The organism is Streptomyces sp. HM190 (genome assembly GCF_009857135.1).
In the GTDB taxonomy this organism is placed as follows: Bacteria; Actinomycetota; Actinomycetes; order Streptomycetales; family Streptomycetaceae; genus Streptomyces; species Streptomyces heilongjiangensis.
Genome location: NZ_CP047318.1, coordinates 1,823,554 through 1,849,871, shown reverse-complemented (window position 1 = coordinate 1,849,871; position 26,318 = coordinate 1,823,554). Strand labels below are relative to the sequence as shown.

The window sequence follows — 26,318 nt, the reverse complement described above, 5'->3', positions numbered from 1 at the left end:
CCCGTGCCTGCCCCCGTCCCTGCCCCCGTGCCTGTCTCCGTGCCTGTCCGCGCCCGTGTCCGCGTTCCTGTCCGTCATGGGTCCACTGTGCGGTGCGGACGGGACCGACACGGGTACCGGGGCAGCGGAAGGGCCGGGCGGTACCCGACCGCCCGGCCCTGACGCTCCCCGCGGGAGAGCTCCTACTTGGTGACCGCGTCCAGCGCGTCCGCCGTGCCGAAGCCGTAGAAGCCGTTGTAGTTCTTCGGCCCCTCGCACACGGCGTCGGCCTTGCCGTCACCGTCGAGGTCGTACGGGTCCGTGCACGGCGTCGCGTCGGCCTGCGCGTACAGCAGGGCCTTCACGAGCGGTGCCGGCGCGTGCGGGTGCGTCGACTTGATGAGGGCGGCGACACCCGCGACGTGCGGCGACGCCATCGACGTGCCCGCCATGTACCCCCACCGGCCGCCGGGCAGCGGGCCCAGGATGAGACCGCTGGTGGCGGGCGGGGCCGGGGTCTGCAGACGGGTCGAGTCACCGCCGGGCGCGGCGATGTCGATGACGCCCAGACCGTGGTTGGAGAACGACGACTTGACGCCCTTGGCGCCGGTCGCGGCGACCGTGACGACACCGGGCAGTTGGGTCGGGACGTCCAGGCACTTCGACGGGTCGATCACCCGGTCCGACGGCGTCGAGTCGTTCGGCGACGTCGGGTCGGTGATCTCGTCGGCCGCGAGGTCGTAGTTCTCGTTGCCGGCCGCCGCGACGTTGACCGTGCCCTTCTTCTCCGCGTACCGCGACGCCCGGGTGATCGCCTCGACGAGCGCCTTCTGGTCCGGGTCGTTCTTGCAGTTGAAGTACCACGGGTCGGTGTAATAGCTGTTGTTCGTGACGTCCACGCCGTGCTCGGCCGCCCACATGAAGCCGCAGACCACGGCCTCCGTGTAGAAGAAGCCGGCCGTCGTGGACACCTTGATGCCGGACACCTTCACGCCCGGTGCCACCCCGGTGACGCCGACGCCGTTCCTGGCGGCGGCGATCTCCCCGGCCACGTGCGTGCCGTGAGGGCTCTCCGTGGGCCCCGGCCGCCAGGCGCCGTCGGTCGTGTCGGGCTTGCCCGAGACACAGTTGACCGACGCCTTCCGGTCGAAGTTCGGCGCGATGTCCGGGTGGGTGTCGTCGACGCCGGTGTCGATGACGGCGACCGTGACGTCCGGGCTGCCCAGGGACACCTCGTGTGCCTTGTCCGCCTTGATGGCCGGCAGGTCCCACTGCAACGGCTCCAGCGGGTCCTGGCCCTCCGCCGCGTCGGCCGCCGCGATCTCCTCGGCGGTCAGCACCTTGGGGGTGCCGACGTCGGTGGTGGACTGCGCGGGCAGCGGCGCGGTGCGCGTGGCACCGGCCGACTCCACGCCGCGCACCCGCCGGATCGCGGAGGCGAAGTCGGCGTTCGCCGCGTGGACGACGACGACGCCGATCCTGTCGTACGACGTCACGATCGTGCCGCCCGCCTCGGTGATGGCCTTCTTCACCTTGGCGGACGGGCCGTGACCGGGGCGGACGTTGACCACGTAGCTGAGCTGTGTGGCGTCGGCCGCGGCCCGGGCGGTCTCCTCCGCCGCCGAGGCCGTGGCACCGGGTATGACGACCACCGCCGTCGCCAGGGCCATCCCCAGGGGGATCGCCGCCAGGCGACGCGCGCGCAGATGAGGCGCTGTCATGCTGTCTCCAGTTCGTTTCGCGTGATGAGCGGTACGAGCTGTGCGGGAACCCGTTCCCCTCGGGGTGTCGGTCCGCCCCGCCGGTGGGTTACTTGACGGCCTTCAGGGCGTTGACGATGCCGTGCCCGTAGAAGCCGTTGGCGCGGGGACCGCCCTCGCAGACGGCGTCCTGCGTGCCGTCGTCGTTCTGGTCGTAGCTCTCCGGGCAGGTCTGCTTGTCGGCCTGGGCCTTCATCAGCCACTGCAGCTGCTTCGGGGACGCCCACGGGTGGGTGGACTTCAGCAGCGCGGCCACGGCGGAGGCGTGCGGCGCCGCCATCGACGTGCCCTGCAGGAAGCCGTACTTGCCGTCCGGCATCGTGGACAGGATGCGGCCGTCCTTCGACGGGGTGTCCGGCAGCTGGTAGCGGCGGTCGCCGCCCGGCGCCGCGATGTCGACCACGCCGTTGCCGTACGTCGAGTAGTACGACTTCTCGTTCTTCACGCCCGTCGCGCTCACCGTGACGACACCCGGCAGCTGGGTGGGCACGTCGAAGCACTCGCTCGGGTCGATGGTGCGCTCGACCGGAGTGGTGTCGTTGGGGCTGGAGGCGTCCGCGATCGCGTCGGAGGCGAGGTCGTGGTTGGAGTTGCCCGCCGACGCCAGGTTCAGCGTGCCCTTCTTCTGGGCGTACAGCTGGGCCCGGTTGACCGCGTCGACGATGGCCTTCTGGTCCGGGTCCTCCATGCAGTTGTAGAGCCACGGGTCGACGTAGTAGCTGTTGTTCGTGATCTCCACGCCGTGGTCGGCGGCGAACACGAACGCGCAGACGACGCTCTCCGCGTAGAACAGACCGCTCTTCTTGTCGGTCACGTTGATGCTGGAGACCTTGACGCCGGGTGCCACACCGGCGACGCCTATGCCGTTGCGGGCCGCGGCTATCTCGCCGGCGACGTGCGTGCCGTGGTAGTCGTCCACGGTGTAGGGCCGCCAGGCGCCCTCACTGGTGTCCGCGACACCGCCGTCGCAGTTCGCCGACTGGGACTTGGAGAAGTTCGGCGCGAGGTCCGGGTGGGTGTCGTCGACGCCGGTGTCGATGACGGCGACCGTGACCCTCCTGCTGCCGTCGTTGATCTTCGCGGCCTTGTCGGCGCCGATCGAACGCAGGTCCCACTGGTCGGCCTCGAGCGGCTCGGCGTCGGGGATGTCGGCCGAGGCGGCCTTCACCTTCGCGGCCTCCGCGTCCGTCAGGAAGTCGACGGCGCCCTCGTCCGTCGTCCCCGCGGGCGCCAGCGGCGCGGTACGGGTGAGACCGGCCGACTGCACACCGCGCACGGCACGCATCGTCGCACCGAACTCGGGGTTGGCCGAGTGGACGACGATCACACCGATCCGGTCGTAGGTGATGACGACCTTGCCGCCCGCCGCGGCGATCGCCTTCTGCACCGAGGCGATGGTGCGCCGGTCGGTGCGGGTGTTCACGACGTACGAGAGGTTCGGGCCCTCCGCTGTGGCGGTCGCGGTGGCGGGTGCGGCGACCGGCGCCGCCGAGGCGACACCCGGCAGGAAACCGAGTGAGGCGGTCAGCGAGAGAGCGACCGGTACCGCGAGCGCGAGCCGTCGGCTGGAGCGCAGATGAGCCATGGGATCTCCACATCGTCCTCAAAGAAACCGGCCCGGGACACACGAGTGCCTGGGCAGGTACATGACTTGGTGGTGCGCCCCGAAGCTATCCCCCGCCGTCGCTGGCCAGCAATGACTTGGGGGGACCGGGAGCGAAGTAGAGGGGTATCCCTTATCGACACGCCTGTGTCGATCCGTCGCCGAATCGATTCCTGAAACAGCGACACACGGTTGAACCGGTCCTGTCGTGCCGCCGTGACGTTGAGCAGGGAGCCCGAGCACGATCGTGCGCCCCGTCACCGCAAGGAACAGAGCCGACCAGATGTCCGTAAACGACCCGTCCCCCGATCCGACGGCGAAATCGTCCCCATCCACCGTCGCGCACGCGGCGGATACGCGAGGAGACTCCGTGGCAACCGACGCACCGCCCCCCGCGAAGGCAGAACACCATCTCCCCTCGGCCGAGGAGTTCACCGCGGTCCAGGAGAGCGCCGAGTTCGGTGAACTGCGCCGCTCCTACCGGTCGTTCGCCTTCCCGCTGACCGTCGCCTTCATCGCCTGGTACCTGCTGTACGTCCTGCTGTCCAACTACGCGGGCGACTTCATGGGGACCAAGCTCCTCGGCAACGTCAACGTCGCCTTCGTCCTCGGCGTCGCCCAGTTCGTCACCACGTTCCTCATCGCCTGGTGGTACTCGCGGCACGCAGCCGCGCAGCTCGACCCCAAGGCCGAGGCCATCAAGTCCCGGATGGAGGGCGGCGCATGAGCCCCGTTCAGCAGACAGTCCTCGCGGCCAACGAGGCCAGCGAGCACCGGCCGCTCATCATCACCCTCTTCGGGCTGTTCGTCCTCGCGACGCTCGCCATCACCGTCTGGGCCGGCCGCCAGACCAAGGACGCCGCCGACTTCTACGCGGGCGGCCGCCAGTTCAGCGCCTTCCAGAACGGCCTCGCCGTCTCCGGCGACTACATGTCGGCCGCGTCGTTCCTCGGCATCGCGGGCGCGATCGCCCTCTTCGGCTACGACGGCTTCCTCTACTCCATCGGCTTCCTCGTCGCCTGGCTGGTCGCCCTGCTCCTGGTCGCGGAACCCCTGCGCAACTCCGGTCGCTACACCATGGGCGACGTCCTCGCGTACCGCATGCGCCAGCGCCCCGTGCGCACTGCCGCGGGCACGTCCACGATCGTCGTGTCGATCTTCTACCTGCTGGCCCAGATGGCGGGCGCGGGCGTCCTCGTCTCCCTGCTCCTCGGCATCACCTCCGACGCCGGCAAGATCCTGATCGTCGCCCTCGTCGGCGTCCTGATGATCGTCTACGTCTCCATCGGCGGCATGAAGGGCACCACCTGGGTCCAGATGGTGAAGGCCGTGCTGCTGATCGGCGGCACGCTCCTCATCACGTTCCTGGTGCTGCTGAAGTTCAACTTCAACATCTCCGATCTGCTCGGCACCGCCGCCGAGAACAGCGGCAAGGGTGCCGCCTTCCTGGAGCCCGGCCTGCAGTACGGCGCCACCGGCACATCCAAGCTGGACTTCATCTCCCTCGGCATCGCCCTGGTCCTCGGCACCGCCGGCCTGCCGCACATCCTGATCCGCTTCTACACGGTGCCCAACGCCAAGGCCGCCCGGAAGTCCGTCAACTGGGCCATCGGCATCATCGGCGGCTTCTACCTGATGACCATCGCCCTCGGCTTCGGCGCCGCCGCGCTGATCTCCCAGGAGGAGATCATCGCCTCCAACCCGTCCGGCAACACGGCCGCACCACTGCTCGCCCTGCACCTGGGCGGCGTCGACTCGGCCTGGGGCGCGATCCTGCTCGCCACCATCTCGGCGGTGGCGTTCGCGACCATCCTCGCCGTGGTCGCCGGCCTCACCCTCGCCTCGTCGTCGTCCTTCGCGCACGACATCTACGCCAACGTCATCCGCAAGGGGAAGGCGTCCGGCGCCGAGGAGGTCCGCGCGGCCCGCTGGGCGACCGTCTTCATCGGCATCGTCTCCATCGGCCTCGGCGCCCTCGCCCGCGACCTGAACGTGGCCGGCCTGGTCGCCCTCGCCTTCGCCGTCGCGGCCTCCGCCAACCTGCCGACCATCCTCTACAGCCTCTTCTGGAAGCGGTTCACCACCCAGGGCGCGCTGTGGTCGATCTACGGTGGTCTGATCGTCGCCGTCGGCCTGGTGCTGTTCTCGCCCGTCGTCTCCGGCGACCCGAAGGCGATGTTCCCCGACGTCGACTTCCACTGGTTCCCGCTGAAGAACCCGGGCATCATCTCCATCCCGTTCGGCTTCCTCATGGGCTTCCTCGGCACCGTCCTGTCCAAGGAGAAGCCCGACGAGGCCAAGTACGCCGAGCTGGAGGTCCGCTCCCTCACCGGCACCGGCGCGCACTAGCTAGGGCGGATTTCGAAAGTAGCGTCCTCTGCCCGAAGGGCGGGCCCGGCGGCGTCTGGTGCGTGCGATCGCAAGGCGGAGGGGCGCCCCGATACTGGCGGTACAGGGCGATCCCGACAACGCGGCGAGCGGCGGCGAGCGTGCGTGCCGGACGCCGCCGGGCAGACGGGACTTTCGAAACCCGTCCTGGCCCGCAGGCAGTCACCACGCGCGCGTGTGAGTGCCGCGTCCGCGTCGCGAAGGGGTCGTCGTAGGGAACTACGGCGGCCCCTCGCCGCGTCTCGTGCGATCGGGCCTGTGAGGGCGTCACCGGTGTCACGTAGGCTCACAGATGTCAGGCAACAGTGATCCGGCGCGGGAGGGGGCCCACGTGCTCATCGACACCTACGGCCGAGTGGCCACCGACCTCAGGGTCTCGCTCACCGACCGCTGCAACCTGCGCTGCACCTACTGCATGCCCGAGGAGGGTCTGCAGTGGCTGGCCAAGCCCGACCTGCTCACCGACGACGAGATCGTCCGCCTCATCGGCATGGCCGTCACCACCCTCGGCATCACCGAGGTCCGCTTCACCGGCGGTGAGCCGCTGCTGCGCCCCGGCCTGGTCGGCATCGTGGAGCGCGTGGCGGCGCTGGAGCCCCGCCCCCAGATGTCCCTCACCACCAACGGCATCGGCCTGAAGCGCACGGCGACGGCCCTGAAGGCGGCGGGTCTGAACCGGGTGAACGTCTCCCTGGACACCCTGCGCCCCGACGTCTTCAAGACCCTCACCCGGCGCGACCGCCACCACGACGTCCTGGAGGGCCTCGAAGCGGCCCGCGAGGCCGGTCTGACCCCCGTCAAGGTCAACTCGGTCCTGATGCCCGGCCTCAACGACGACGAGGCCCCCGACCTCCTCGCCTGGGCCGTCGAGCACGACTACGAGCTGCGCTTCATCGAGCAGATGCCGCTGGACGCCCAGCACGGCTGGAAGCGCGACGGCATGGTCACCGCCGGCGACATCCTCACCTCCCTGCGCACCCGCTTCGACCTCAGCCCCGAGGGCCAGGACGAGCGCGGCTCGGCGCCCGCGGAGCGGTGGCTCGTCGACGGCGGCCCGCACCGGGTGGGCGTCATCGCCTCCGTCACCCGCCCCTTCTGCTCCGCCTGCGACCGCACCCGCCTCACCGCCGACGGCCAGGTCCGCACCTGTCTGTTCGCCCGTGAGGAGACCGACCTCAGAGCGGCCCTGCGCTCGGGCGCCCCCGACGAGGAGATCGCCCGTCTCTGGCGGCTCGCCATGTGGGGCAAGAAGGCGGGCGCCGGCCTCGACGACCCGTCGTTCGTCCAGCCCGACCGGCCGATGTCCGCGATCGGAGGATGAGCCGCCGCACGACGGCCGCCGCACGGCGCGGCAGCGGTCCGCGCGGCGGCGCCCCAACTGCGCGCGAGGCTGCGCGGCAGCGGCGCGTGAGGCCGCGCGGCAGCGGGCCCGGCCCGTGAGGCCGCGCCGCAGCGGTCTACGAGGCGCGGTCCTCCCACTCCTCCAGTGCGACGACGTCCTTGAGGAACCCGCGCACCCCGAGGAACTGGGACAGGTGCTCCCGGTGCTCCTCGCACGCGAGCCAGGTCTTGCGCCGCTCCGGCGTGTGCAGCTTGGGGTTGTTCCAGGCGAGCACCCACACCGCGTCGGCACGGCAGCCCTTGGCGGAGCAGACGGGGGAGGCGGGATCGGAACCGGGGACGTCGAGAATGTTCACGCGTCGACCCTAGCCGCACAAAAGGCGACGCCGAGCAGCCACGGGGGGAGCTGCCCGGCGTCGGTCTGTCGCTCCGACGGGGGATGCGGAGCGCGTACGAAGTATGTCACGGGTAACCCTCTGCCCGGCACAGGAACTACACGATTGATCTGAGCTTTTCTTGAGGTTGGTGGCCGGAGGGATTCCGCTTCGAGCGGTCCGCCGGTACTCAGGCCCGCTCGCGCGGCTCACTGCGGTGACGGCCCGCGGCGTCCGCCGGGTCGTCCGCCGGGTTGTCCTTCGGGGAGGAATCCGCGGACCCTCCGGCAGGCGGCGGCGTGATCATCGGCCGCACCGGCGGGGCGACGAACGTCGACGGCAGCGAGGGCGCGTTCTCCCGGCCCGCGTTGGCGATCACCACGGCGATGTACGGCAGAACCATTCCCAGCACCAGGGCGACGACCGCGACGTGCCGTTCGACGTTCCACAGGACCGCCGCGGCGATCACCGCGAGCGTACGGACCGACATCGAGATGACATAGCGCCGCTGTCTGCCCCGGACGTCGTCGGCGAGCCCCTGGCGGGCGCCGGTGATCCGGAAGACCTCGACATTGCTCCGCTTCCGCATCGCGCTCCACCACCCGCCTGTCTCGGACTCCCGGCCCGTACCCCTGCCGGTCCCGCTCGGTGAACGGCGGGCCGGTCCCTGCCCACGTTACGCCGCGCCTGCGCCGCCTGGGAGACCGGGTCACCTCCCACCGGGACGGGACGAAACGCGCCGCCCCGCGCAGGGCACCGCCCGACATGCGGCGTGGAGGAGGTGGGCCGACACTGGCCCTACAGCTCACGTCGAGCCGTCACGTCGAGCCGTACGAGGAGGCAGCCATGGGCTGGTTGTGGGCGATCATCGTGGGCCTGGTGCTCGGTCTGCTGGCCAAGGCGATCATTCCTGGCAAGCAGCACAGCCCGCTCTGGCTGACGACGATCTTCGGCATGCTGGGCGCCGTCCTCGGCAACGCCATCGCGCGGGGTTTCGGCGTCGAGGAGACCGCGGGCATCGACTGGAGCCGGCACATCTTCCAGGTGATCGCCGCGGTGGCCGTCGTGTACCTGGGCGACAGCCTCTACGTGTCGACGGTGGGCAAGCGAAAGCACCGGGCCTGAGCGTCGCCGCGCGGCGACGAGGCGGAGCGAAGCCCGCCGCGACCGGGCCGAGAGCCGCCCGGTGGCACACCAAGGGGCGTGCGGGCCGGGCGACCCCGCGGTCGCCGCGCCCCCACGCCCCCGGCCCCTGCCCTAGGCCCCGGTCACCTCGACGGCGGCCAGGTTCTTCTTGCCGCGCCGCAGCACCAGCCACCGCCCGTGGATCAGGTCCTCCGCCGCCGGTACGGCGTCCTCGGCGGTGACCTTCACGTTGTTCACGTACGCCCCGCCCTCCTTCACCGTGCGCCGCCCCGCGGACTTGCTGGGCACCAGCCCGACCTCGGCGAACAGGTCCACGACCGGCGCCAGCTGAGCCACCGCGGCGTGCGGCACCTCGGACAGGGCCGCGGCCAGCGTCCGCTCGTCCAGCTCCGCCAGCTCACCCTGGCCGAACAGCGCCTTCGACGCGGCGATCACCGCGGCCGTCTGGTCGGCGCCGTGCACCAGCGTCGTCAGCTCCTCGGCCAGCGCGCGCTGCGCGGCACGGGCCTGCGGCCGCTCCTCGGTCTGCTTCTCCAACTCCTCCAGCTCCGCACGGGACTTGAAGGACAGGATGCGCATGTAGCGGGTGATGTCCCGGTCGTCCACGTTCAGCCAGAACTGGTAGAACGCGTACGGCGTCGTCATCTCCGGGTCGAGCCAGACGGCGCCGCCCTCGGTCTTGCCGAACTTGGTGCCGTCCGCCTTCGTCATCAGCGGGGTCGCCAGCGCGTGGACCTCGGCGCCCGGCTCCAGCCGGTGGATCAGGTCCAGGCCGGCCGTGAGGTTGCCCCACTGGTCGCTGCCGCCCTGCTGGAGCGTGCAGCCGTACCTCCGGTAGAGCTGGAGGAAGTCCATGCCCTGGAGGATCTGGTAGCTGAACTCGGTGTAGCTGATGCCCTGGTCGGACTCCAGGCGGCGGGCCACGGAGTCCTTCGTCAGCATCTTGTTGACGCGGAAGTGCTTGCCGATGTCCCGCAGGAACTCGATCGCGGACAGGCCCTCGGTCCAGTCGAGGTTGTTGACCATGACGGCCGCGTTCTGGCCCTCGAAGGACAGGAACGGCTCGATCTGGGAGCGCAGCTTCCCGACCCAGCCGGCGACCGTCTCCGGGTCGTTCAGCGTGCGCTCCGCCGTGGGGCGGGGGTCGCCGATCAGACCCGTCGCACCGCCCACCAGCGCCAGCGGCCGGTGGCCGGCCTGCTGGAGCCGGCGCACCGTGAGCACCTGTACCAGGTGCCCGACGTGGAGGGACGGCGCGGTCGGGTCGAAACCGCAATAGAACGTGACGGGACCGTCCGCGAGAGCCTTGCGCAAAGCGTCCTCGTCGGTGGACAGGGAGAACAGCCCCCGCCACTTCAGCTCGTCGACGATGTCCGTCACGGTTCTCGTGTCTCCTCGATGATCTTCGGATGGTGGTCGGCAGCCGAGCGGTGGCCGACCACGAACGCCTACGAGGTTATACGCCCTGGCTGACAGAGCTCATGTTGAAATCGGGCACCCGCAGCGCGGGGGTGGCCGCCCTGGTGAAGTAGTCGCTCCACTCCCTCGGCAGGGTCTTCTCCGTGCGTCCCGCCTCGGTGGCCCGCCCCAGCAGGTCCACCGGGGACTCGTTGAACCGGAAGTTGTTGACCTCGCCCGTCACCTCGCCGTTCTCCACGAGGTAGACGCCGTCGCGGGTCAGCCCGGTCAGCAGCAGCGTCGCCGGGTCGACCTCGCGGATGTACCACAGGCAGGTCAGCAGCAGCCCGCGCTCGGTGTCCGCGACCATCTCCTCCAGCGAGCGGTCCTCGCCGCCGTCGAGGATGAGGTTGCCGATGGCGGGGACCACCGGCAGACCGGTCAGGCCCGCGCTGTGCCGGGTGGTGGGCAGGTGCGCGATCTCGCCCTCGCGGATCCAGTCGGTCGCCGTCAGCGGCAGCCCGTTGTCGAACACCGAGCTGTCGCCGCCGGAGGAGTGCGCGAGCACGAAGGGCGCCGACTCCAGCCCCGGCTCGTGGGGGTCGCTGCGCAGCGTCAGCGGCAGGTCGGTGAGCCGCTCGCCGATGCGGGTGCCGCCACCGGGCTTGCTGAACACGGTCCGGCCCTCGGCGGCGTCCCGCGCGGAGGCCGACCACATCTGGTAGATCAGCAGGTCGGCCACGGCCGTCGGCGGCAGCAGCGTCTCGTACCGCCCGGCGGGCAGCTCGATCCGCCGCTCGGCCCACCCGAGCCGTACGGCCAGCTCCGCGTCCAGGGCCGCCGGGTCGACGTCCTTGAAGTCCCGGGTGGAGCGGCCCGCCCACGCCGAGCGCGTACGGTCCGGGGACTTGGCGTTGAGTTCCAGCGTGCCGTTCGGCTGGTCGTGCCGCAGGCGCAGCCCCGTCGACGTGCCCAGATAGCTGGTGACCAGCTCGTGGTTGGCGAAGCCGTACAGCTCGCGGCCGCCCGCACGCGCGCGTGCGAAGGACTCGCCGAGCGCCGGGGCGAAGTCGGCGAACACGGCGGAGGAGGTCTCGGCGGGCGGCTCCGTGAAGTCGGGGGACGGCTGCACCCCCGTGACCAGCGGCTGGGCGTCCTCGGCGGGACCGGCCCCGCGTGCCGCCTCCTCGGCGGCCCGGACCAGCGGCTCCAGTTCCCCGGCGGTGACGGCCGAGCGGGACACGACACCGGAGGCGGTGCCCTCCTTGCCGTCGACCGTGGCGACGATGGTCACCGACCGCCCGCGCGTGACCCCGTTCGTGGTCAGCGCGTTGCCCGCCCAGCGCAGGTTGGCCGTCGAGTACTCGTCGGCGATCACCACGCAGCCGTCGGCGCGGGACAGTTCGAGGGCCCGCTCGACGATCTCGTGGGGCTTGTGTGCCTTGTTGACGGGCGCGCTCATCGACCGGCCTCCTGCGTGGTGTTCAGAATGTTGACGCCCTTGAACAGGGCGGAGGGGCAGCCGTGCGAGACCGCGGCGACCTGACCCGGCTGGGCCTTGCCGCAGTTGAACGCACCGCCGAGGACGTAGGTCTGCGGCCCGCCCACGGCCGCCAGGGAACCCCAGAAGTCGGTCGTCGTCGCCTGGTACGCGACGTCCCGCAGCTGCCCGGTGATCCGCCCGTTCTCGATCCTGAAGAACCGCTGCCCGGTGAACTGGAAGTTGTAGCGCTGCATGTCGATGGACCACGAGCGGTCCCCGACGACGTAGATGCCGCGGTCGACACCGCCGATCAGGTCCTCCGTGGACAGCCCCGCAGGGTCCGGCTGGAGCGACACGTTGGCCATGCGCTGCACGGGGACGTGCGCCGGGGAATCGGCGTACGCGCACCCGTTCGAGCGGCCGAGGCCGGTGAGCCTGGCGATACGTCGGTCGAGCTGGTAGCCGACGAGGGTGCCGTCCTTGACGAGGTCCCAGCTCTGGCACTCCACCCCCTCGTCGTCGTACCCGACGGTCGCGAGGCCGTGTTCGGCGGTGCGGTCGCCGGTGACGTTCATCAGCTCCGAGCCGTACCGGAGCTTGCCGAGCTTGTCGAAGGTGGCGAACGACGTGCCGGCGTAGGCGGCCTCGTAGCCGAGCGCGCGGTCCAGTTCGGTGGCGTGGCCGATGGACTCGTGGATGGTCAGCCACAGGTTCGACGGGTCGACGACGAGGTCGTACAGGCCCGCCTCGACGCTGGGCGCCCGCATCTTCTCGGCGAGCAGCTCGGGCATCCGCGCCAGCTCGTCGTCCCAGTCCCAGCCGGTGCCCGTCAGATACTCCCAGCCCCGGCCGACCGGCGGCGCCAGGGTCCGCATCGAGTCGAACTCACCGCTGGACTCGTCGACGGACACGGCGGTCAGCGACGGGTGCAGCCGGACCCGCTGCTGCGTGGTCACGGTCCCCGCGGTGTCCGCGTAGAACTTGTTCTCGTGCACGGTGAGCAGCGAGGCGTCGACGTGGTTCACCCCGGGGGCCGCCAGCAGCCGCGCGCTCCAGTCCGTGAGCAGCGCGGTCTTCTCCTCGTCGGGGACGGTGAACGGATCGATCCCGTACGAGGAGATCCAGGTCTTCTCCGCGTGCACGGGCTCGTCCGCCAGCTCGACCCTCTCGTCCGACCCCGCGGCCTTGATCACCTGCGCCGACAGCTTGGCCATCGCCACCGCCTGCGAGGCGACCTTCGCGGCGGCGTCCATCGTCAGATCCACCCCGGAGGCGAACCCCCAGGTCCCGCCGTGCACCACACGCACCGCGTACCCGAGGTCGGTCGTGTCCGACGACCCGGCGGGCTTGGCGTCCCGCAGCCGCCAGGACGCGCTGCGCACCCGCTCGAACCGGAAGTCCGCGTGCTCGGCGCCGAGGGCACGGGCGCGGGCTAGCGCGGCGTCGGCCAGGGCCCGTAGGGGCAGTGCCGTGAAGGCTTCGTCGATGGAATGAGGCACCGAGGTCTCCCTGCTGTCGTGGCCTGTCGGGTCCGATCATGTCGCGCCCGCCGCCATCCGGACCACATCTTTGCGCGTCGGCCCCCCTGGCTTTCTGTAGGGACCCCACAGTGAGTCCCCCATGCCACTGTCGCTGCCCGAATGCCCGCGCGACGGGCCCGACCGATAGGTTTTCGAGGAAGGCGCCTGCCGTCCAGGCATTCGGGCAGGTGTGCAGACCGCTATGGAAAGGGTGATCCGTTGAGCCGCTCGGTTCTCGTCACCGGAGGCAACCGGGGCATCGGCCTCGCCATCGCCCGCGCGTTCGCCGAGAACGGCGACAAGGTCGCCTACACGTACCGCTCGGGTGAGCCGCCGGCCGCCCTCACGGAGCTGGGCTGCCTCGCGGTCAGGTGCGACATCACCGACTCCGAGCAGGTGGAGCAGGCCTACAAGGAGATCGAGACCCAGCACGGTCCCGTCCAGGTCCTCGTCGCCAACGCCGGCGTCACCAAGGACCAGCTCCTGATGCGGATGTCCGAGGAGGACTTCACCTCGGTCATCGACACCAACCTCACCGGCACCTTCCGTGTCGTCAAGCGCGCCAACCGTGGCATGCTGCGGGCCAAGAAGGGTCGCGTCGTGCTGATCTCGTCGGTCGTGGGCCTGTACGGCTCGCCCGGCCAGGCCAACTACGCCGCCTCCAAGGCCGCCCTGGTCGGTTTCGCGCGCTCCCTCGCCCGTGAGCTGGGCTCCCGCGACATCACCTTCAACGTCGTCGCGCCCGGTTTCGTCGACACCGACATGACCAAGGTCCTCACCGACGAGCAGCGCGCGGGCATCGTCTCGCAGGTGCCGCTCGGCCGGTACGCGCAGCCCGAGGAGATCGCCGCGACGGTGCGGTTCCTCGCCTCGGACGACGCCTCGTACATCACTGGAGCCGTCATCCCCGTTGACGGCGGACTGGGAATGGGTCACTGATCACCATGAGCGGAATCCTCGAGGGCAAGCGCGTCCTGATCACCGGTGTGCTGATGGAGTCCTCCATCGCCTTCCACACCGCCAAGCTGGCCCAGGAGCAGGGCGCGGAGATCATTCTCACCGCCTTCCCCCGGCCCACGCTGACCGAGCGCATCGCCAAGAAGCTCCCGAAGCCCACCAAGGTCATCGAGCTCGACGTCACCAACGAGGAGCACCTCGGGCGCCTGGCCGACGTCGTCGGTGAGGAGCTCGGCGGCCTCGACGGCGTCGTCCACTCCATCGGCTTCGCCCCGCAGGACGCGCTCGGCGGCAACTTCCTCAACACGCCGTTCGAGTCCGTCGCAACCGCCATGCACGTCTCGGCGTACTCCCTGAAGTCGCTGACCATGGCCTGCCTGCCGCTGATGCAGAACGGCGGCTCGGTCGTCGGCCTCACCTTCGACGCGCAGTACGCCTGGCCGCAGTACGACTGGATGGGTCCGGCCAAGGCCGCCCTGGAGGCCACCAGCCGCTACATGGCCCGTGACCTGGGCAAGCAGAACATCCGCTGCAACCTCATCTCCGCCGGCCCCATCGGCTCCATGGCCGCCAAGTCCATCCCGGGCTTCGGCGAGCTGGCCTCCGTGTGGGACCACCGTTCGCCCCTGGAGTGGGACCTCAAGGACCCCGAGCCGGCCGGCCGCGGTGTCGTCGCCCTGCTCAGCGACTGGTTCCCGAAGACCACCGGCGAGATCATCCACGTCGACGGCGGGCTGCACGCGATCGGCGCGTGACGCCACGCTCGGCCTGACAGCCGGCCGAGGGCCCGTGTCCACCCGGACACGGGCCCTTCGCACGTCCCCCGTTCGGCCCATCCGACGGGCCGCCCCGGCCGGATGCCGCGCACGCTGGACGTACACCGCCCAGCCGCTCGGCCGAGGAGGTCTCCCTTGTGCGTCTGTCCCGCAGCTTCGCCCCCGTGGCTGTCGCCCTGGCTCTCGTACTGTTCCTTCCGTACGAAGCCGTCCCGCACACGCGCGGGGAGACCCGGAACCCGGCCGGACCAGGGCACACGCGTGTGACGGCCGACCGTCCCGAACCCTTCGGGGCGTCCTGCAACCACACGATCGTCGGCTCCCGGGTGGTCGGGTACTGCTTCAACCCCTACCCGGACCCCGACCGCGTCCGCCTGCACATCGAGTGCGCGCGCTGGTGGGACATCGACAGCGACGGCGCCCCCGTCGAGACTGGTCCCGCGCAGACGGTGCGGTTCACCGGGCGCTGCTGGAAGGAGGTCCGCGCCGTGTGGTTCAGCCACCAGCGGCCGGACGACTGACCTCGCCGGGGCGGCAGTGGAACGGATAGCCGGCCGCCTCCGCCGCCGCGGACTGCGCGTCGCCCGCGCGGATCGCGTCCACGAGCCGGGTGTGGTCCATGTAGGTCTCCGGCGTCAGCTCCGCGCCGACGTCGTCGCGCAGCCAGTCCCGCAGGACCTCGCCCAGATCCGCGTAGACGGCCGTGACGACGTCGTTGTGGGAGGCGGCCACCACCGCCAGGTGGAAGGTCGCGTCGGCCGACACGAAGCTCTCCGCGTCGCCGGACGCCCATGCCTCCTCACGCCGGGCGAGGAGCGCGTCCAGCTGCTTCAGGTCCTTCTCGGTGCGCCGCTCGGCGGCCAGCTTCGCGGCGCTCGACTCCAGCGCGGAACGCAGCTCGGCGATGTGCCGGGGGTCGGCGTCCGCGAAGCGGCGGTGCATGACCCCCGCCAGCTCGCTGGTCGCGACGACGAAGGTGCCGGAGCCCTGGCGGATGTCCAGCAGACCGTTGTGCGCGAGGGCCCGAACGGCCTCGCGGACCGTGTTCCGGGCGACGCCCAGCTGCTCGACCAGCTCGGGCTCGGTCGGGATGCGGGAGCCGACCGGCCACTCGCCCGACGTGATCTGGTTCCGCAGCGCCGCGATGACCTGCTCCGACAGCGCCGAACGGCGGGGATGACTCAGGGGCATGGCACACCTTCGCACGGCCGGGGGAGGAGTGCGGGGCCGCCCCGTCGGGAGACTCGACAACCAATCATCCTATGATTCTATGATGTAAGGCATGGCGAGCGAGGAAACCCTGAGGACTGCGTCCGTGTCCACCCCCGTCCCCGACCGGATCGAGCCCCCCGGCGGACGCATGCGACCGGGCACGCGCGCGTGGACGACCCGGCTGATGGTCCTGGGCATCGCCCTGACCGCCCTCAACCTCCGGCCCGCCATCACCAGCCTCGGTGCCCTCCTCGAAGAGGTCCGCGACGGTCTCGGCATGAGCGGCAGCGTCGCCGGACTCCTCACCTCCGTACCGCCCCTCTGCTTCGCCGTGTTCGGGAGCCTCGCCCCACGGCTGGCCCGCCGCTTCGGTCCGGCCGCCGTGGTGTGCGCCGGCATGGCCGCGATCGCCACCGGACTGGTCGTCCGGCCCTACACCGGCACCACCGCCGGATTCGTGGCCGCGAGCGCCCTCGCCCTCATGGGCATCGCCGTCAGCAACGTCCTGATGCCGGTCATCGTCAAGAGCTGGTTCCCCGACCGGGTGGGCTCCATGACCGGCCTGTACTCCATGGCCCTGGCCCTCGGCACCTCCGCCGCCGCGGCCGTCACCGTCCCCCTGACCGAGGCCCTCGGCGGCAGCTGGCAGACCGGCCTCACCGCCTGGGCGACCCTCGCGGCGGTCGCGGTCCTGCCGTGGCTGCCGTTCGTACGGAACGGGAGCGGGCGGGGCACGGGGCGTGCCGCCGAAGGCGCCGCCGTGGCCCCGGCCGTCACCTCGGGGGCCGTGCGCAGGGACCCGGCCGTCACCTCGGGGGCCGTGCGCAGGGACCCGGCCGTCACCTCGGGGGCCGTGCGCAGAGAGGCGGTGGCCGGTTCGGGGTCCGTGCGCAAGGACGGGACGACCAGGTCAGGGTCCGCGCGCCGGGACGCACCCCGGGGGGCCGGGGCCGTGCCGGACGACGTCGCCGCGCCGCGCATCACCCGGAGCCGTACCGCCTGGGCGCTCGCCGTGTTCTTCGGGCTCCAGGCCACCGCCGCCTACATCACGATGGGCTGGATGCCGCAGATCTTCCGGGACGCCGGGGTCCCCGCGGACACGGCCGGTGTCCTGCTCGCCGTGACGATGGTGATGGGCGTGCCGCTGGCCCTCGTCATCCCCCGGCTCGCCACCCGGCTGCCCCACCAGGGGCCCATCGCGGTCGCCCTCGGCCTCTGCGGACTCCTCTCGTACGCCGGTCTGTACCTCGCCCCGGCCGGCGGCGCCTGGGTGTGGGCGCTGCTGCTCGGTGTCTCCAACTGCTCCTTCCCGCTCGCGCTCACCCTGGTCGGCATGCGGGCCCGGACCGGAGAGGGCGTCGCCAAGCTGTCCGCGTTCGCGCAGAGCACGGGCTACCTGATCTCCATCCCCGGCCCGCTCCTCGTCGGCGTCCTCTACCAGCACAGCGGCGGCTGGGGCCTGCCCCTGGCCCTCATGGCGGCCCTGATGGTCCCGCAGATCGCGGTGGGCGCCCTGGCCGGCCGCGACCGCATGATCGAGGACGAGACCGCCGTGACGGCCCGCTGAGGCGGTGCCCCACGCACGGCTGTCGACCGCCGACTGCCGCCCGCGGCCCACGGTCGCGGCCCACGGCCCACGGCCCACGGTCGCGGCCCACGGCCGCCGGCTTCCGCCCACGGCCGTGGGGCACAGGCCGTGGGGCATGGTGCATGGGGCACGGAACGTGGGCATGGGCCGTGAGGCGCGGCGCGCGGCGCGCGGCGCACGGCGCACAGGGCACGGGGCTCGGGGCTGGGCCCGGGACTGCGGACGCCGAGGGCGTCCGGCGGGTGTCCGGGGCGACCCCGTGGGCAGCGCGGCGGGGCGGGGTGCGAGACTGGGCGCATGCCCGTGCTCGACCCGAACCCCCAGAACGGCCAGAAGAAGATGCTCGTGGTCTTCGGCTCGTTCCTCGCCATCTTCATCGTCATCGGCATCATCGCGGCGATCGCCTCCCCGTGACCCCGGGGCGCACGCCCCGGCGCGTGCCGCGGTGCACGCACCCGTGAACGGCTCCGCGCCCCACCTCCATGGTGGGGTTAACCCCCCATCCCCTAGGGGGTGAGACTCAGGGTGAAGTGGGTGGATCACCGGATGGGCCGTGCCGCCCGGATTCCGTAGCTTCGAGGTGTGGCCGCGGGGGACTCGCGAGGACCCTACGGAGGAGCGGCCACCGACGACGCGAAGACCTCGGAGGCGGCATGTCGGCCCGTACGCACACGCGACCCCACCCGGTGGCCCCGGTACCCACGGGCGGCGTGGACATCCGCCTCCCCTGGTGGGCCCTCGCCCTGCCCGCCCTCGGCTTCGTCACGCTCCTGCTGCTGATCCTCAACCCCGCGGACGCCCACGCGGCGAGCGGTGACCCCCTGCTCGCCCATGTCGTCGAGCGCATCCAGCGGCTCCTGACGGCCCTGGTCCCGTGACGGTCTGCCGGGCCCCCGGCGGCACCGACACAGCCCGCGGATATCCGCACTTCAACTCCCTGCGCCCCATGGCCTGTTTCGTGCGAAGCTGGGACCCATGAGCGTCGCAGAACCCCGCAGGATTGTCCTCTTCCGGCATGCGAAAGCCGACTGGCCACAGGTGTCCGACCATGAGCGGCCCCTCGCCGACCGGGGCCGTATGGACGCCGCCGTCGCCGGACGCAAGCTCGCCGACAGCGGCATCTCCTTCGACCTTGCCCTCTGCTCCACCGCCGTCCGGACCCGTGAGACCTGGAAGCTGGCCGTCCACGAGCTGCCCGAGCGACCGAAAACCGTCTACGAGGAGCGGATCTACGAGGCCTCTCCCGGCGACCTGATCGCCCTGCTCAACGAGACCCCGGACGACGCGCAGACCGTCCTCCTGGTCGGTCACAACCCCGGCGTCCAAGCGCTCGCCGAGATCCTCGCCGGCCACTCCGAGGGCAACGCCCGCGAGCGCATGAGCCGCCGCGACTTCCCGGCCGCCGCCTACGCCGTGATCACCTTCGAGGGGTCCTGGAAGAGCCTGGAACCCGGCGTCGGCACCCTCGTCGACTACTGGGCGCCCACGGAGTAACCGGCCCGGGGGCACCCCGGCACCCCGGTGTCCCGCCGCACGGCACAGCGCACACGGCACACGGCACGGCGAAGGCCCGGCAGCACTGCGCTGCCGGGCCTTCCCGCATCGTCACACGCTGTCGACGACGCTCACTGCTCGTCGTGCGTGTCCGCCGCCTCGACCTCTTCCCGCGTCACGCCGAGGAGGTAGAGCACGGTGTCGAGGAACGGGAAGTTCACCGCGGTGTGCGCGGCCTCCCGTACGACCGGCTTGGCGTTGAAGGCGACGCCCAGACCGGCCGCGTTGAGCATGTCGAGGTCGTTCGCGCCGTCGCCGATCGCCACGGTCTGCGCCAGCGGCACCCCCGCCTCCGCGGCGAACCGGCGCAGCAGCCGCGCCTTGCCCGCGCGGTCCACGATCTCCCCGACGACCCGGCCGGTCAGCTTGCCGTCGACGATCTCCAAGGTGTTGGCCTGCGCGAAGTCCAGCCCCAGCCGGTCCTTCAGATCGTCCGTGACCTGGGTGAAGCCGCCCGAGACGACACCGACCTGGAAACCGAGCCGCTTCAGTGTGCGGATCAGCGTGCGCGCGCCCGGCGTGAGCCGTACCTCGCTGCGCACCTTGTCCACCACCGACGCGTCGAGCCCCTCCAGCAGCGCCACACGCGCGTGCAGCGACTGCTCGAAGTCCAGCTCGCCGCGCATCGCGGCCGCCGTCACCTCGGCGACCTCCTTCTCGCATCCGGCGTGCGCCGCGAAGAGCTCGATCACCTCGTCCTGGATGAGCGTGGAGTCGACGTCCATGACCACCAGCCGCTGGGCCCGCCGGTGCAGCCCCGCCGCGACCACCGCCACATCCACCCCGAGTGCCACCGACTCGGTCACCAGGGCCGTGCGCAGCGTCTCCGGCTCGGTGCCCGACACGGCGAACTCCACCGCCGTCACCGGATACTTGGCGAGCCGGAAGATACGGTCGATGTTGCCGCCGGTCGCGGTGATCCGCGCGGCGATCCGGGCCGTGGACTCGGCGGTCAGGGGGTGCCCCAGCACGGTGACGTGCGAGCGGCCGAGACCGCGGGGCCGGTTGTCGCCCAGGCCGGAGATGATCTCCGCCTGCATCTTCATGGACTCCGCCCAGCCGTGGACGGTGGCCCGCAGATCGCCCTCCTGACCGGCCGGCGGCACGGTCACCAGGGCGCAGAGCACGATCCGGCCACGGGTGACGACCTGCTCGATGTCGACCACGTCGACGGAGTACGCGGCAAGGGTGTCGAACAGTCCGGCGGTGATGCCCGGCCTGTCCTTGCCGAAGATCTTGACGAGGAGAGTGGGGACGTCAGAGGAGGTCTGCGAAGCGCTCATGATGCTCCAACCGTATCCGGCACCCCGCACCCTGCGCCCCTGAGGTCCGCCCAGCGGACGGAGAACTCCGGGTTTACCAGTGACCGACGGGGAACCGGATCGTGTACGAAGCGCCGGGGCACCCCCGGAATCCCCCCTCCCACCGTCGCCGGTCACTCCGCGCCCGGCCCGTCAACGACCCCGCGGCCCCGGTCCCGGCGGCGCCGGTGAGGGCGGTGGGGGCGGCGGAGGCGGAGGCGGCCCCTCGTCCGGCGGCGGAGGCGGAGCAGGCCACCGCCCGGCCCCGGCCCTCGACCCGCCACCAGCACCTGACCCGCCACCGGCCCCCGACCCCGACCCCGCGCCCGGCCCCGGCCGCTGCCCCGGTCGGCGAGGCGGCTTCGTGAACCGCCGCGCCACCGTGGGCGCGTCGTACACATCAGGCGGCCGCCGCCCCTCGGGCCCCGGCCCACCGCCACGTCCCGCCGCCTGGTCCTCCCCGGCCACCTCTCGCTCGCTGCCCGCCCCCCGGTCCTCCCCGGCCGCCCTGCGCCCGCTCCCACCACGCTCCGCCCCGGCCGCCCCGGCCCCTCCGGCCTCCCCGTCCTGCCCCGGTCGCAGCAGCCCCTCCGGCACCCGCAGATAGGGGTTGGTGTCCGGGTTCGGGGGCCGGTACGGCGTCCCCGGCGTGTACGGACCCGAGGGCGAGCCCGCCGAGGCGGACACCCCGGCGGCCGGCGCCGGGCCGAGGGCACCGAGGGCCAGGGGAGCGACCCGGCGGCCGGCCGCCCCGGTGGCGCACGCCAGCAGCGTCCCGGCGGCGCCCGCACCCGCACCCCACACCGCGCCCAGCACGAGAGCCGTAGCCGCCCGCCCGTGCAGCTCGATGCCCGCGTCGAACGCGTCGATGCCGAGCACGGCCAGCGACGCGTCCACCGACACCTCCGTCAGCAGGACAAGAAGAGGCAGCGCCACCGCCGTCGCCACACCCAGCCGAAGTGCGCAGCGCCCCGCGAACCCGAGCGCGCCCCCGCCCCGTGCGCCCGCACCATCCGCACCCCCGTCGGCCGGGGGAGACCCCCGCCCGGCGAAAGGCGTACGCACGGCGGTCAGGGCCCCCGCGCACAGCATCATCAGGGCGGCCGCCACACCCAACAGCCACACCCTGGAGTCCAGTTCGGCCAGGCGGCCCAGCGTGACGGGTTCGTCGGCGTCGACCCGCAGCAGTGCGTCGAGCGGGTCGGGCAGCAGGTTCGCGAGCGCTCCCGTGGCCCTGCCGTCCCAGGGGACGAACAGGCCGAGGGGGACACCGAGCCAGACGCCGTTGGGCGCTCCGAGCAGGGCCGCCCCGACGATCCGCCGCGGATGGGGGTCACCGACCGCCGCGTACGCCGCCGCCGCGAGCCCCGCCGCGACCGCCACCAGCAGTACGGCGACCACGGAGGACACCGCGGGCCGTACCACCCGGTGCACGGCGTCGAGGCCGCGCGGCAGGGGGGTGCGGCGCGAGGCCAGCAGGGCGACCAGCAGCACCCCGAGGCACCACAGCAGGCCGCCCAGCACCGTGGGCGCCGCGTCGACGGTGAAGCCCACCCTCGCGTCGGCCCCGACGAGGCCGCCGAGCCGGTCCGGGAGCAGGCCGCCGAGGTCCCCGATGTCGCCGAGCCCGGGGATCCCGACACCGCCCAGGTCACCCCCGCCGGGCAGCTCGTCGAGACCCAGGTCGCCGCCGTCCAGGGTGATCACGGTCTGCCCGGCATACGCCAGGCCGCCCATCAGCGCCGCGAAGAGGACGACCACCGTGCCCACCCGGGCGAGGAGTTCGGCCGCGGTGACGACAACTCCCGCGCCGCGCAGCGAGCGCAGGAAGAGCCAGGCCAGCAGGAGCGCCCCCACGAGGCCGACCCCCAGTGGCGTGATCTCGATGGCGGTCGTGGCCCGGGCTCCTTCCAGCCCGAAGACGGACACATCGCCGGACGGGGTCACCGACCCGCCCGCACCGAGCGCCACGAGCGCCGCGGTCATCGGCCCGAGTTCGCCCGCCGCGTCGGCCTCCAGCAGATGCAGACCGAGCGCCGCCGTGCCCGCCATCCCGATCAACGACCAGCTCACGGTGGCGACCGCGGAGAACAGGACGTCCCCCCACCGCACGCTCCCGCCCTGGCCGGCACTCCGGTTGCTCATGGTCGGACCCCCCGATCCGCATCGCGGCGTTGCACCGCCGATGTCCCCCTCGCGTGGGATTACCACTCTCCGGCCCGGTTTCAACCCCGTCAACGGGATCGGCCGGCGCCCGCCTGCCTTCTCTTCACAAGGCCCGACTTTCGGTCAAGGGGTCGAGCCTGAAATAGTTCCCCCCGATGTTCGACATCCCTAGACTCCCTGCGACGGGGGTAACTCGGGGGACAACTCAGTGGGGCATGGAGTGCCGGAACTCGTACTGGAATTGAACGGACAAACCTGGACGCTCGATCCGTCCAGGGCATACACCCTCGGACGTGATCCGCAGGGGGACATCGTGTTCGACGACGCCAGGGTCTCCTGGCGCCACGCCACGATCAGCTTCAGCGGCCGTAGTTGGGTGATCGAGGACCACGGCAGCACCAACGGCACATTCGTGCAGGGGCAGCGGATCCACCAGCTGGAGGTCGGCCCCGGCTCGGCCGTGCACCTGGGCAACGCGACCGACGGTCCGAGAGTCAGCCTCTCCGGCACGGCCGCGGCGGTGTCCCAGCCGCAGCAGCAGCCGTACGCCGCGCAGGGCGCGAGCGCCGGATACGCCGCCCAGCAGGCACCGCAGCAGCAGGCGCCGCAGGCGGGCTGGCAGCAGCCGCAGCAGGCACAGGTCCCGCAGCAGCAGGGCCACCCGCAGCAGAGCCCCGGTGGTGGCGCGGGGGCGCCGCCGGTGTACGGCGACCGCAGCCCGACCACGTTCCACCAGCTGGCCCTCGGCCGGGTGATGCGCATCGGTCGTGCCCTGGAGAACGACCTGGTCGTCTCCGACCTGCAGGTCTCCCGGAACCACGCCGAGTTCCACGCGACGCCCGACGGCCGCTTCGAGATCCGCGACCTCGGGTCCCACAACGGCACGTTCGTCAACGGCATGCCGATCGCCAAGGGCGGCACCGCACTCCTCGGCCCGAACGACATCGTCGGCGTCGGCCACTCGACGTTCCGCATCATCGGGGACCGCCTCGAGGAGTTCGTCGACACCGGTGAGGTCTCCTTCTCCGCCCGCCATCTGACCGTCACCGTCGACGGCGGCAAGCAGATCCTCAAGGACGTCTCCTTCGGCGTCCCCGAGAAGTCCCTCATCGCGGTCATCGGCCCCTCCGGCTCCGGAAAGTCCACCCTGCTCAAGGCGCTCACGGGCTACCGCCCCGCCAACCAGGGCGACGTCCTCTACGACAACCGGAACCTGTACAAGCAGTTCGCCGAGCTGCGCCAGCGCATCGGTCTGGTCCCGCAGGACGACATCCTGCACAAGGAGCTGACCGTCAAGAAGGCCCTCAAGTACGCGGCCAAGCTCCGCTTCCCGGCCGACACCACGGCCACCGAGCGCGAGGCCCGCATCGACGAGGTGCTGCGCGAGCTGAAGCTCGACATCCACAAGGACAAGAAGGTCACGTCCCTCTCCGGCGGCCAGCGCAAGCGTGTCTCGGTCGCCCTGGAGCTGCTGACCAAGCCGTCGCTGATCTTCCTGGACGAGCCGACCTCCGGTCTCGACCCGGGCATGGACCGCGACGTCATGCAGCTGCTGCGCGGCCTCGCCGACGACGGCCGCACGGTCCTCGTGGTCACCCACTCGGTGGCCGAGCTGGCGATCTGCGACAAGCTGCTGGTGATGGCGCCGGGCGGCTCGGTGGCGTACTTCGGCCCGCCCGAGGAGGCCCTGAACTTCTTCGGCTACGAGACCTGGGCCGACGTGTTCTCCGCCTTCGAGAACTACCGCGACTACGACTGGGCGGGCCGCTGGAAGGGCTCGCAGCATTACCAGATGTACGCCGCGGACATCGACGCCGTCGCCCCGCAGTCGGTGCACATGCCGCCGCCGCAGTCGATGCGCCCGCCGAAGCCGCAGAGCTGGTTCTCCCAGCTCGGCACCCTCGTCCGCCGCTACCTCGCGGTGATCGTGTCGGACAAGGGCTTCCTGGCGCTGACGGTGGTGCTGCCGGCCGTGCTCGGCGCGGTGAGCCTGCTGATCGACCCGGACAGGGACCTGCTGGTCCGGGGCATCAACAAGGCGACCGGCCTGCCCGTCCCGAACGGCACCGCCACCACGGTGCTGCTGATCCTCGCGGTCGGCGCGTGCTTCGCGGGCGCCGCCAACTCCGTCCGTGAGCTGATCAAGGAACGGGTGATCTACGAGCGGGAGCGGGCGACCGGTCTGTCGCGCTCGGCGTACCTGATGTCGAAGGTCATCGTCCTCGGCACGGTCACCGTGCTCCAGGGCGCCATGGTCGGCGCGATCGGCTTCGCCAGCCGGACCATTCCCGACGAGGCCCTGATCTTCGGTGACGGCAAGGTCGCGGTGATGCTCGAACTCTCCATCCCGATCATGGGCCTCGGCTTCACGTCGATGATGTTCGGCCTGGTCATCTCCTCGCTGGTGAAGACCGCCGAGAAGACCATGCCGCTGCTGGTCATGTTCGCGATCGTCCAGGTGGTCTTCACCGGCTGCCTGTTCGCGCTGCACGGCAGCCCCGGCGTCAACGAGTTCTCGTACCTGATGCCGTCGCGCTGGGCGGTCGCCGCCGCCGGCGCCACGCTGGACTTCAACAACATCAGCCCGCCCAAGGAGGCCGGCGACACCGACCCGCTGTGGGACCACGCGGCCGGCGTCTACGCCTTCGACATGGTCGCCCTGGTCCTGATCGGCGTCGTCTGCGGCATCCTCGTGGCCCGCTTCCTGCGCCGCCACGAGCCCGAGGTCATGCGGAAGTGACCTAGTCCTACCAGCACACCGGCACCCACGTCGAAGGGCGGCACCCCACCAGGGGGTGCCGCCCTTCGACGCTTCACCGGGGTCCGCGCCGACCTCAGTAAGCGCTGTTGACGTTGTCGATCGACCCGTAGCGGTCGGCCGCGTAGTTCGCGGCGGCCGTCAGGTTGGCGACCGGGTCGTACTGGCTCCACGCGGTGCCCGGGACGTGGTAGGCGTCGAAGGTCGGCTTGATGACCTGGAGCAGACCGATCGAGGGGACGCCGTTCTTGGCGTTGATGTCCCAGTTGTTGATGGCGTTCGGGTTGCCCGACGACTCCCGCATGATGTTCTTGTGCAGGCCGTGGTACGTGCCCGGGATCTTGTGCTTCTTCATGATGTCGAGCGCCTCGCGGATCCACCCGTCGAGGTTGTCCGGGTAGCTCTTGGCCGCGGCGGCCTTGACCTGCGCGGCTCGCTTGGCGGACCGGCTCGCGGCCTCCTTCTTCGCACGCTCCTGCGCGGCCTTCTGCTGCGCGGCGACCACGGCGGCCTTCTTCTCGGCGTCGGCCGCCTGGTCGACGACGCTCGCCTTGACCGCGTGGACCGGGCTCTGGCTGAACGCCACCGGCGCCGCGGAAACCGTCTTCGTGGTGGTCTGAGCCTCGGCGGGCACCAGCGAGAACGCGACGGCGGCGGCGCCGACGGCGGCCACTCCGGCGAACGAGAGCTTGTGGGCCTTGGACAGCACGCGACTGTGACCGGGGTTCTTGGCGTTCTGCGACATGAGTGATGGACCTCTTCGAGTAGCGCGGAGGTCGCTCTCGGCCGGGTGGGGACCTTGCTTTCCAGCACAAGCGCCGTGGGCGGAAACCCACGGCGCCGAGCGACGGAAGCAATTCTTAGCGGCCGCAAAATCGCGTGGCAAAGGTGTGACGTACGATGCCGCTTAGTGGACGCGGAAGCGGCAAAACGGGACAGAACAACACGTCTGTCCCGTTCAAACCGGGCTTATCCCTCTCCTAGAGAGCTTCGTACGTGATGTGGGCCCTATGC

The 26,318-nt window shown here is 71.4% G+C and carries 23 protein-coding genes; 12 read left to right on the top strand and 11 right to left on the bottom strand.

The features are described from left to right. Positions 1-182 precede the first annotated feature (182 nt). Together GSY65_RS07595 and GSY65_RS07590 are read right to left on the bottom strand one after the other, a co-directional pair. Positions 183-1,700, bottom strand: coding sequence for a S8 family peptidase (locus tag GSY65_RS07595; protein ID WP_159766586.1), 1,518 nt, complete (start codon positions 1,698-1,700; stop codon positions 183-185). Positions 1,701-1,788: 88 nt separating this feature from the next. Further along, on the bottom strand, positions 1,789-3,324 hold the full coding sequence (locus tag GSY65_RS07590; RefSeq protein ID WP_159766585.1) for a S8 family serine peptidase: 1,536 nt from the start codon (positions 3,322-3,324) through the stop codon (positions 1,789-1,791). 388 nt (positions 3,325-3,712) lie between these two features. Between GSY65_RS07590 and GSY65_RS07585 the strand changes: the two genes are divergently transcribed. The 3 genes from GSY65_RS07585 (at position 3,713) to moaA (ending at position 7,051) form a co-directional block, all read left to right on the top strand. Next, positions 3,713-4,069, top strand: a complete 357-nt coding sequence (locus GSY65_RS07585) for a DUF485 domain-containing protein (protein ID WP_159766584.1) — start codon at positions 3,713-3,715, stop codon at positions 4,067-4,069. Beyond that, positions 4,066-5,691, top strand: a complete 1,626-nt coding sequence (locus GSY65_RS07580) for a solute symporter family protein (RefSeq protein WP_159766583.1) — start codon at positions 4,066-4,068, stop codon at positions 5,689-5,691. Before GSY65_RS07585 ends, GSY65_RS07580 begins: the two co-directional genes overlap by 4 nt. 370 nt (positions 5,692-6,061) lie before the next feature. Beyond that, on the top strand, positions 6,062-7,051 hold the full coding sequence (gene moaA / locus GSY65_RS07575; RefSeq protein WP_236580191.1) for a GTP 3',8-cyclase MoaA: 990 nt from the start codon (positions 6,062-6,064) through the stop codon (positions 7,049-7,051). Between the two features lie 136 nt (positions 7,052-7,187). Here moaA and GSY65_RS07570 read toward each other — a convergent pair whose 3' ends face one another. Together GSY65_RS07570 and GSY65_RS07565 are read right to left on the bottom strand one after the other, a co-directional pair. Then, positions 7,188-7,427, bottom strand: coding sequence for a hypothetical protein (locus GSY65_RS07570; RefSeq protein ID WP_159766581.1), 240 nt, complete (start codon positions 7,425-7,427; stop codon positions 7,188-7,190). A gap of 208 nt (positions 7,428-7,635) precedes the next feature. Next, positions 7,636-8,034 carry a DUF3099 domain-containing protein gene (locus GSY65_RS07565; RefSeq protein WP_159766580.1) on the bottom strand — a complete coding sequence of 133 codons (399 nt, stop codon included), beginning with the start codon at positions 8,032-8,034 and terminating at the stop codon, positions 7,636-7,638. A 257-nt stretch (positions 8,035-8,291) separates the two neighbouring features. Here GSY65_RS07565 and GSY65_RS07560 point away from each other — a divergent pair, with 257 nt between their 5' ends. Then, positions 8,292-8,570: a GlsB/YeaQ/YmgE family stress response membrane protein gene (locus GSY65_RS07560; RefSeq protein WP_159766579.1), complete on the top strand. Its 279-nt coding sequence runs from the start codon at positions 8,292-8,294 to the stop codon at positions 8,568-8,570. 132 nt (positions 8,571-8,702) lie between these two features. On the opposite strand, the gene tyrS is transcribed toward GSY65_RS07560, so the two are convergent. From tyrS to GSY65_RS07545, 3 genes are all read right to left on the bottom strand, one after another. Beyond that, the gene (gene tyrS, locus GSY65_RS07555) at positions 8,703-9,971 is read right to left on the bottom strand and encodes a tyrosine--tRNA ligase (RefSeq protein ID WP_159766578.1); all 1,269 of its coding nucleotides are present in this window, start codon (positions 9,969-9,971) and stop codon (positions 8,703-8,705) included. Positions 9,972-10,047: 76 nt separating this feature from the next. Further along, positions 10,048-11,451 carry a TldD/PmbA family protein gene (locus tag GSY65_RS07550; RefSeq protein WP_159766577.1) on the bottom strand — a complete coding sequence of 468 codons (1,404 nt, stop codon included), beginning with the start codon at positions 11,449-11,451 and terminating at the stop codon, positions 10,048-10,050. After that, the gene (locus GSY65_RS07545; RefSeq protein ID WP_159766576.1) at positions 11,448-12,971 is read right to left on the bottom strand and encodes a TldD/PmbA family protein; all 1,524 of its coding nucleotides are present in this window, start codon (positions 12,969-12,971) and stop codon (positions 11,448-11,450) included. The genes GSY65_RS07550 and GSY65_RS07545 overlap by 4 nt, the downstream gene beginning before the upstream one ends. A gap of 240 nt (positions 12,972-13,211) precedes the next feature. On the opposite strand from GSY65_RS07545, the gene fabG reads away from it, so the two are divergent. The 3 genes from fabG (at position 13,212) to GSY65_RS07530 (ending at position 15,246) form a co-directional block, all read left to right on the top strand. Then, complete coding sequence (gene fabG / locus GSY65_RS07540) at positions 13,212-13,931, top strand: 3-oxoacyl-[acyl-carrier-protein] reductase (RefSeq protein ID WP_159766575.1); 720 nt, start codon at positions 13,212-13,214, stop codon at positions 13,929-13,931. Positions 13,932-13,936: 5 nt separating this feature from the next. Beyond that, a complete protein-coding gene (fabI, locus tag GSY65_RS07535) occupies positions 13,937-14,704 on the top strand; it encodes an enoyl-ACP reductase FabI (protein WP_159766574.1) in 768 nt (255 codons plus the stop codon). 158 nt (positions 14,705-14,862) lie between these two features. Next, entirely contained in the window at positions 14,863-15,246 is a 384-nt protein-coding gene (locus GSY65_RS07530) for a hypothetical protein (RefSeq protein WP_159766573.1), read from the top strand. On the opposite strand, the gene GSY65_RS07525 is transcribed toward GSY65_RS07530, so the two are convergent. Then, a complete protein-coding gene (locus tag GSY65_RS07525) occupies positions 15,221-15,916 on the bottom strand; it encodes a FadR/GntR family transcriptional regulator (protein WP_159766572.1) in 696 nt (231 codons plus the stop codon). The two genes, GSY65_RS07530 and GSY65_RS07525, sit on opposite strands and share 26 nt — an antisense overlap. 91 nt (positions 15,917-16,007) lie before the next feature. On the opposite strand from GSY65_RS07525, the gene GSY65_RS07520 reads away from it, so the two are divergent. From GSY65_RS07520 to GSY65_RS07505, 4 genes are all read left to right on the top strand, one after another. Then, complete coding sequence (locus GSY65_RS07520) at positions 16,008-17,504, top strand: MFS transporter (RefSeq protein WP_159766571.1); 1,497 nt, start codon at positions 16,008-16,010, stop codon at positions 17,502-17,504. Positions 17,505-17,822: 318 nt separating this feature from the next. Further along, positions 17,823-17,939 (top strand): SGM_5486 family transporter-associated protein, encoded by a 117-nt coding sequence (locus GSY65_RS34295; RefSeq protein WP_099968646.1) that lies wholly within the window; start codon positions 17,823-17,825, stop codon positions 17,937-17,939. 239 nt (positions 17,940-18,178) lie between these two features. After that, positions 18,179-18,403 (top strand): hypothetical protein, encoded by a 225-nt coding sequence (locus GSY65_RS07510; RefSeq protein ID WP_159766570.1) that lies wholly within the window; start codon positions 18,179-18,181, stop codon positions 18,401-18,403. Between the two features lie 97 nt (positions 18,404-18,500). Next, complete coding sequence (locus tag GSY65_RS07505) at positions 18,501-19,019, top strand: SixA phosphatase family protein (RefSeq protein WP_159766569.1); 519 nt, start codon at positions 18,501-18,503, stop codon at positions 19,017-19,019. A gap of 131 nt (positions 19,020-19,150) precedes the next feature. Here the strand turns inward: GSY65_RS07505 and serB are convergent, their stop codons facing one another. Next, positions 19,151-20,362: a phosphoserine phosphatase SerB gene (serB, locus tag GSY65_RS07500; RefSeq protein ID WP_055524299.1), complete on the bottom strand. Its 1,212-nt coding sequence runs from the start codon at positions 20,360-20,362 to the stop codon at positions 19,151-19,153. A gap of 171 nt (positions 20,363-20,533) precedes the next feature. Beyond that, complete coding sequence (locus tag GSY65_RS07495; protein ID WP_159766568.1) at positions 20,534-22,525, bottom strand: streptophobe family protein; 1,992 nt, start codon at positions 22,523-22,525, stop codon at positions 20,534-20,536. Positions 22,526-22,766: 241 nt separating this feature from the next. On the opposite strand from GSY65_RS07495, the gene GSY65_RS07490 reads away from it, so the two are divergent. Further along, complete coding sequence (locus tag GSY65_RS07490) at positions 22,767-25,286, top strand: ABC transporter ATP-binding protein/permease (RefSeq protein ID WP_159766567.1); 2,520 nt, start codon at positions 22,767-22,769, stop codon at positions 25,284-25,286. Positions 25,287-25,380: 94 nt separating this feature from the next. Here GSY65_RS07490 and GSY65_RS07485 read toward each other — a convergent pair whose 3' ends face one another. Continuing rightward, positions 25,381-26,049: a transglycosylase SLT domain-containing protein gene (locus tag GSY65_RS07485; protein ID WP_159766566.1), complete on the bottom strand. Its 669-nt coding sequence runs from the start codon at positions 26,047-26,049 to the stop codon at positions 25,381-25,383. Between the last annotated feature and the right edge of the window lie 269 nt (positions 26,050-26,318).

Bases quoted from the DNA above. Each gene is read 5' to 3' on its own strand.
- GSY65_RS07520 (WP_159766571.1), top strand. From the start codon at position 16,008: ATGGCGAGCGAGGAAACCCTGAGGACTGCGTCCGTGTCCACCCCCGTC.
- GSY65_RS07485 (WP_159766566.1), bottom strand. From the start codon at position 26,049: ATGTCGCAGAACGCCAAGAACCCCGGTCACAGTCGCGTGCTGTCCAAG.
- GSY65_RS07550 (WP_159766577.1), bottom strand. From the start codon at position 11,451: ATGAGCGCGCCCGTCAACAAGGCACACAAGCCCCACGAGATCGTCGAG.
- GSY65_RS07525 (WP_159766572.1), bottom strand. From the start codon at position 15,916: ATGCCCCTGAGTCATCCCCGCCGTTCGGCGCTGTCGGAGCAGGTCATC.
- fabI (WP_159766574.1), top strand. From the start codon at position 13,937: ATGAGCGGAATCCTCGAGGGCAAGCGCGTCCTGATCACCGGTGTGCTG.
- GSY65_RS07580 (WP_159766583.1), top strand. From the start codon at position 4,066: ATGAGCCCCGTTCAGCAGACAGTCCTCGCGGCCAACGAGGCCAGCGAG.
- GSY65_RS07560 (WP_159766579.1), top strand. From the start codon at position 8,292: ATGGGCTGGTTGTGGGCGATCATCGTGGGCCTGGTGCTCGGTCTGCTG.
- serB (WP_055524299.1), bottom strand. From the start codon at position 20,362: ATGAGCGCTTCGCAGACCTCCTCTGACGTCCCCACTCTCCTCGTCAAG.
- GSY65_RS07590 (WP_159766585.1), bottom strand. From the start codon at position 3,324: ATGGCTCATCTGCGCTCCAGCCGACGGCTCGCGCTCGCGGTACCGGTC.
- GSY65_RS34295 (WP_099968646.1), top strand. From the start codon at position 17,823: ATGCCCGTGCTCGACCCGAACCCCCAGAACGGCCAGAAGAAGATGCTC.
- GSY65_RS07505 (WP_159766569.1), top strand. From the start codon at position 18,501: ATGAGCGTCGCAGAACCCCGCAGGATTGTCCTCTTCCGGCATGCGAAA.
- GSY65_RS07565 (WP_159766580.1), bottom strand. From the start codon at position 8,034: ATGCGGAAGCGGAGCAATGTCGAGGTCTTCCGGATCACCGGCGCCCGC.
- GSY65_RS07595 (WP_159766586.1), bottom strand. From the start codon at position 1,700: ATGACAGCGCCTCATCTGCGCGCGCGTCGCCTGGCGGCGATCCCCCTG.
- GSY65_RS07510 (WP_159766570.1), top strand. From the start codon at position 18,179: ATGTCGGCCCGTACGCACACGCGACCCCACCCGGTGGCCCCGGTACCC.
- GSY65_RS07495 (WP_159766568.1), bottom strand. From the start codon at position 22,525: ATGAGCAACCGGAGTGCCGGCCAGGGCGGGAGCGTGCGGTGGGGGGAC.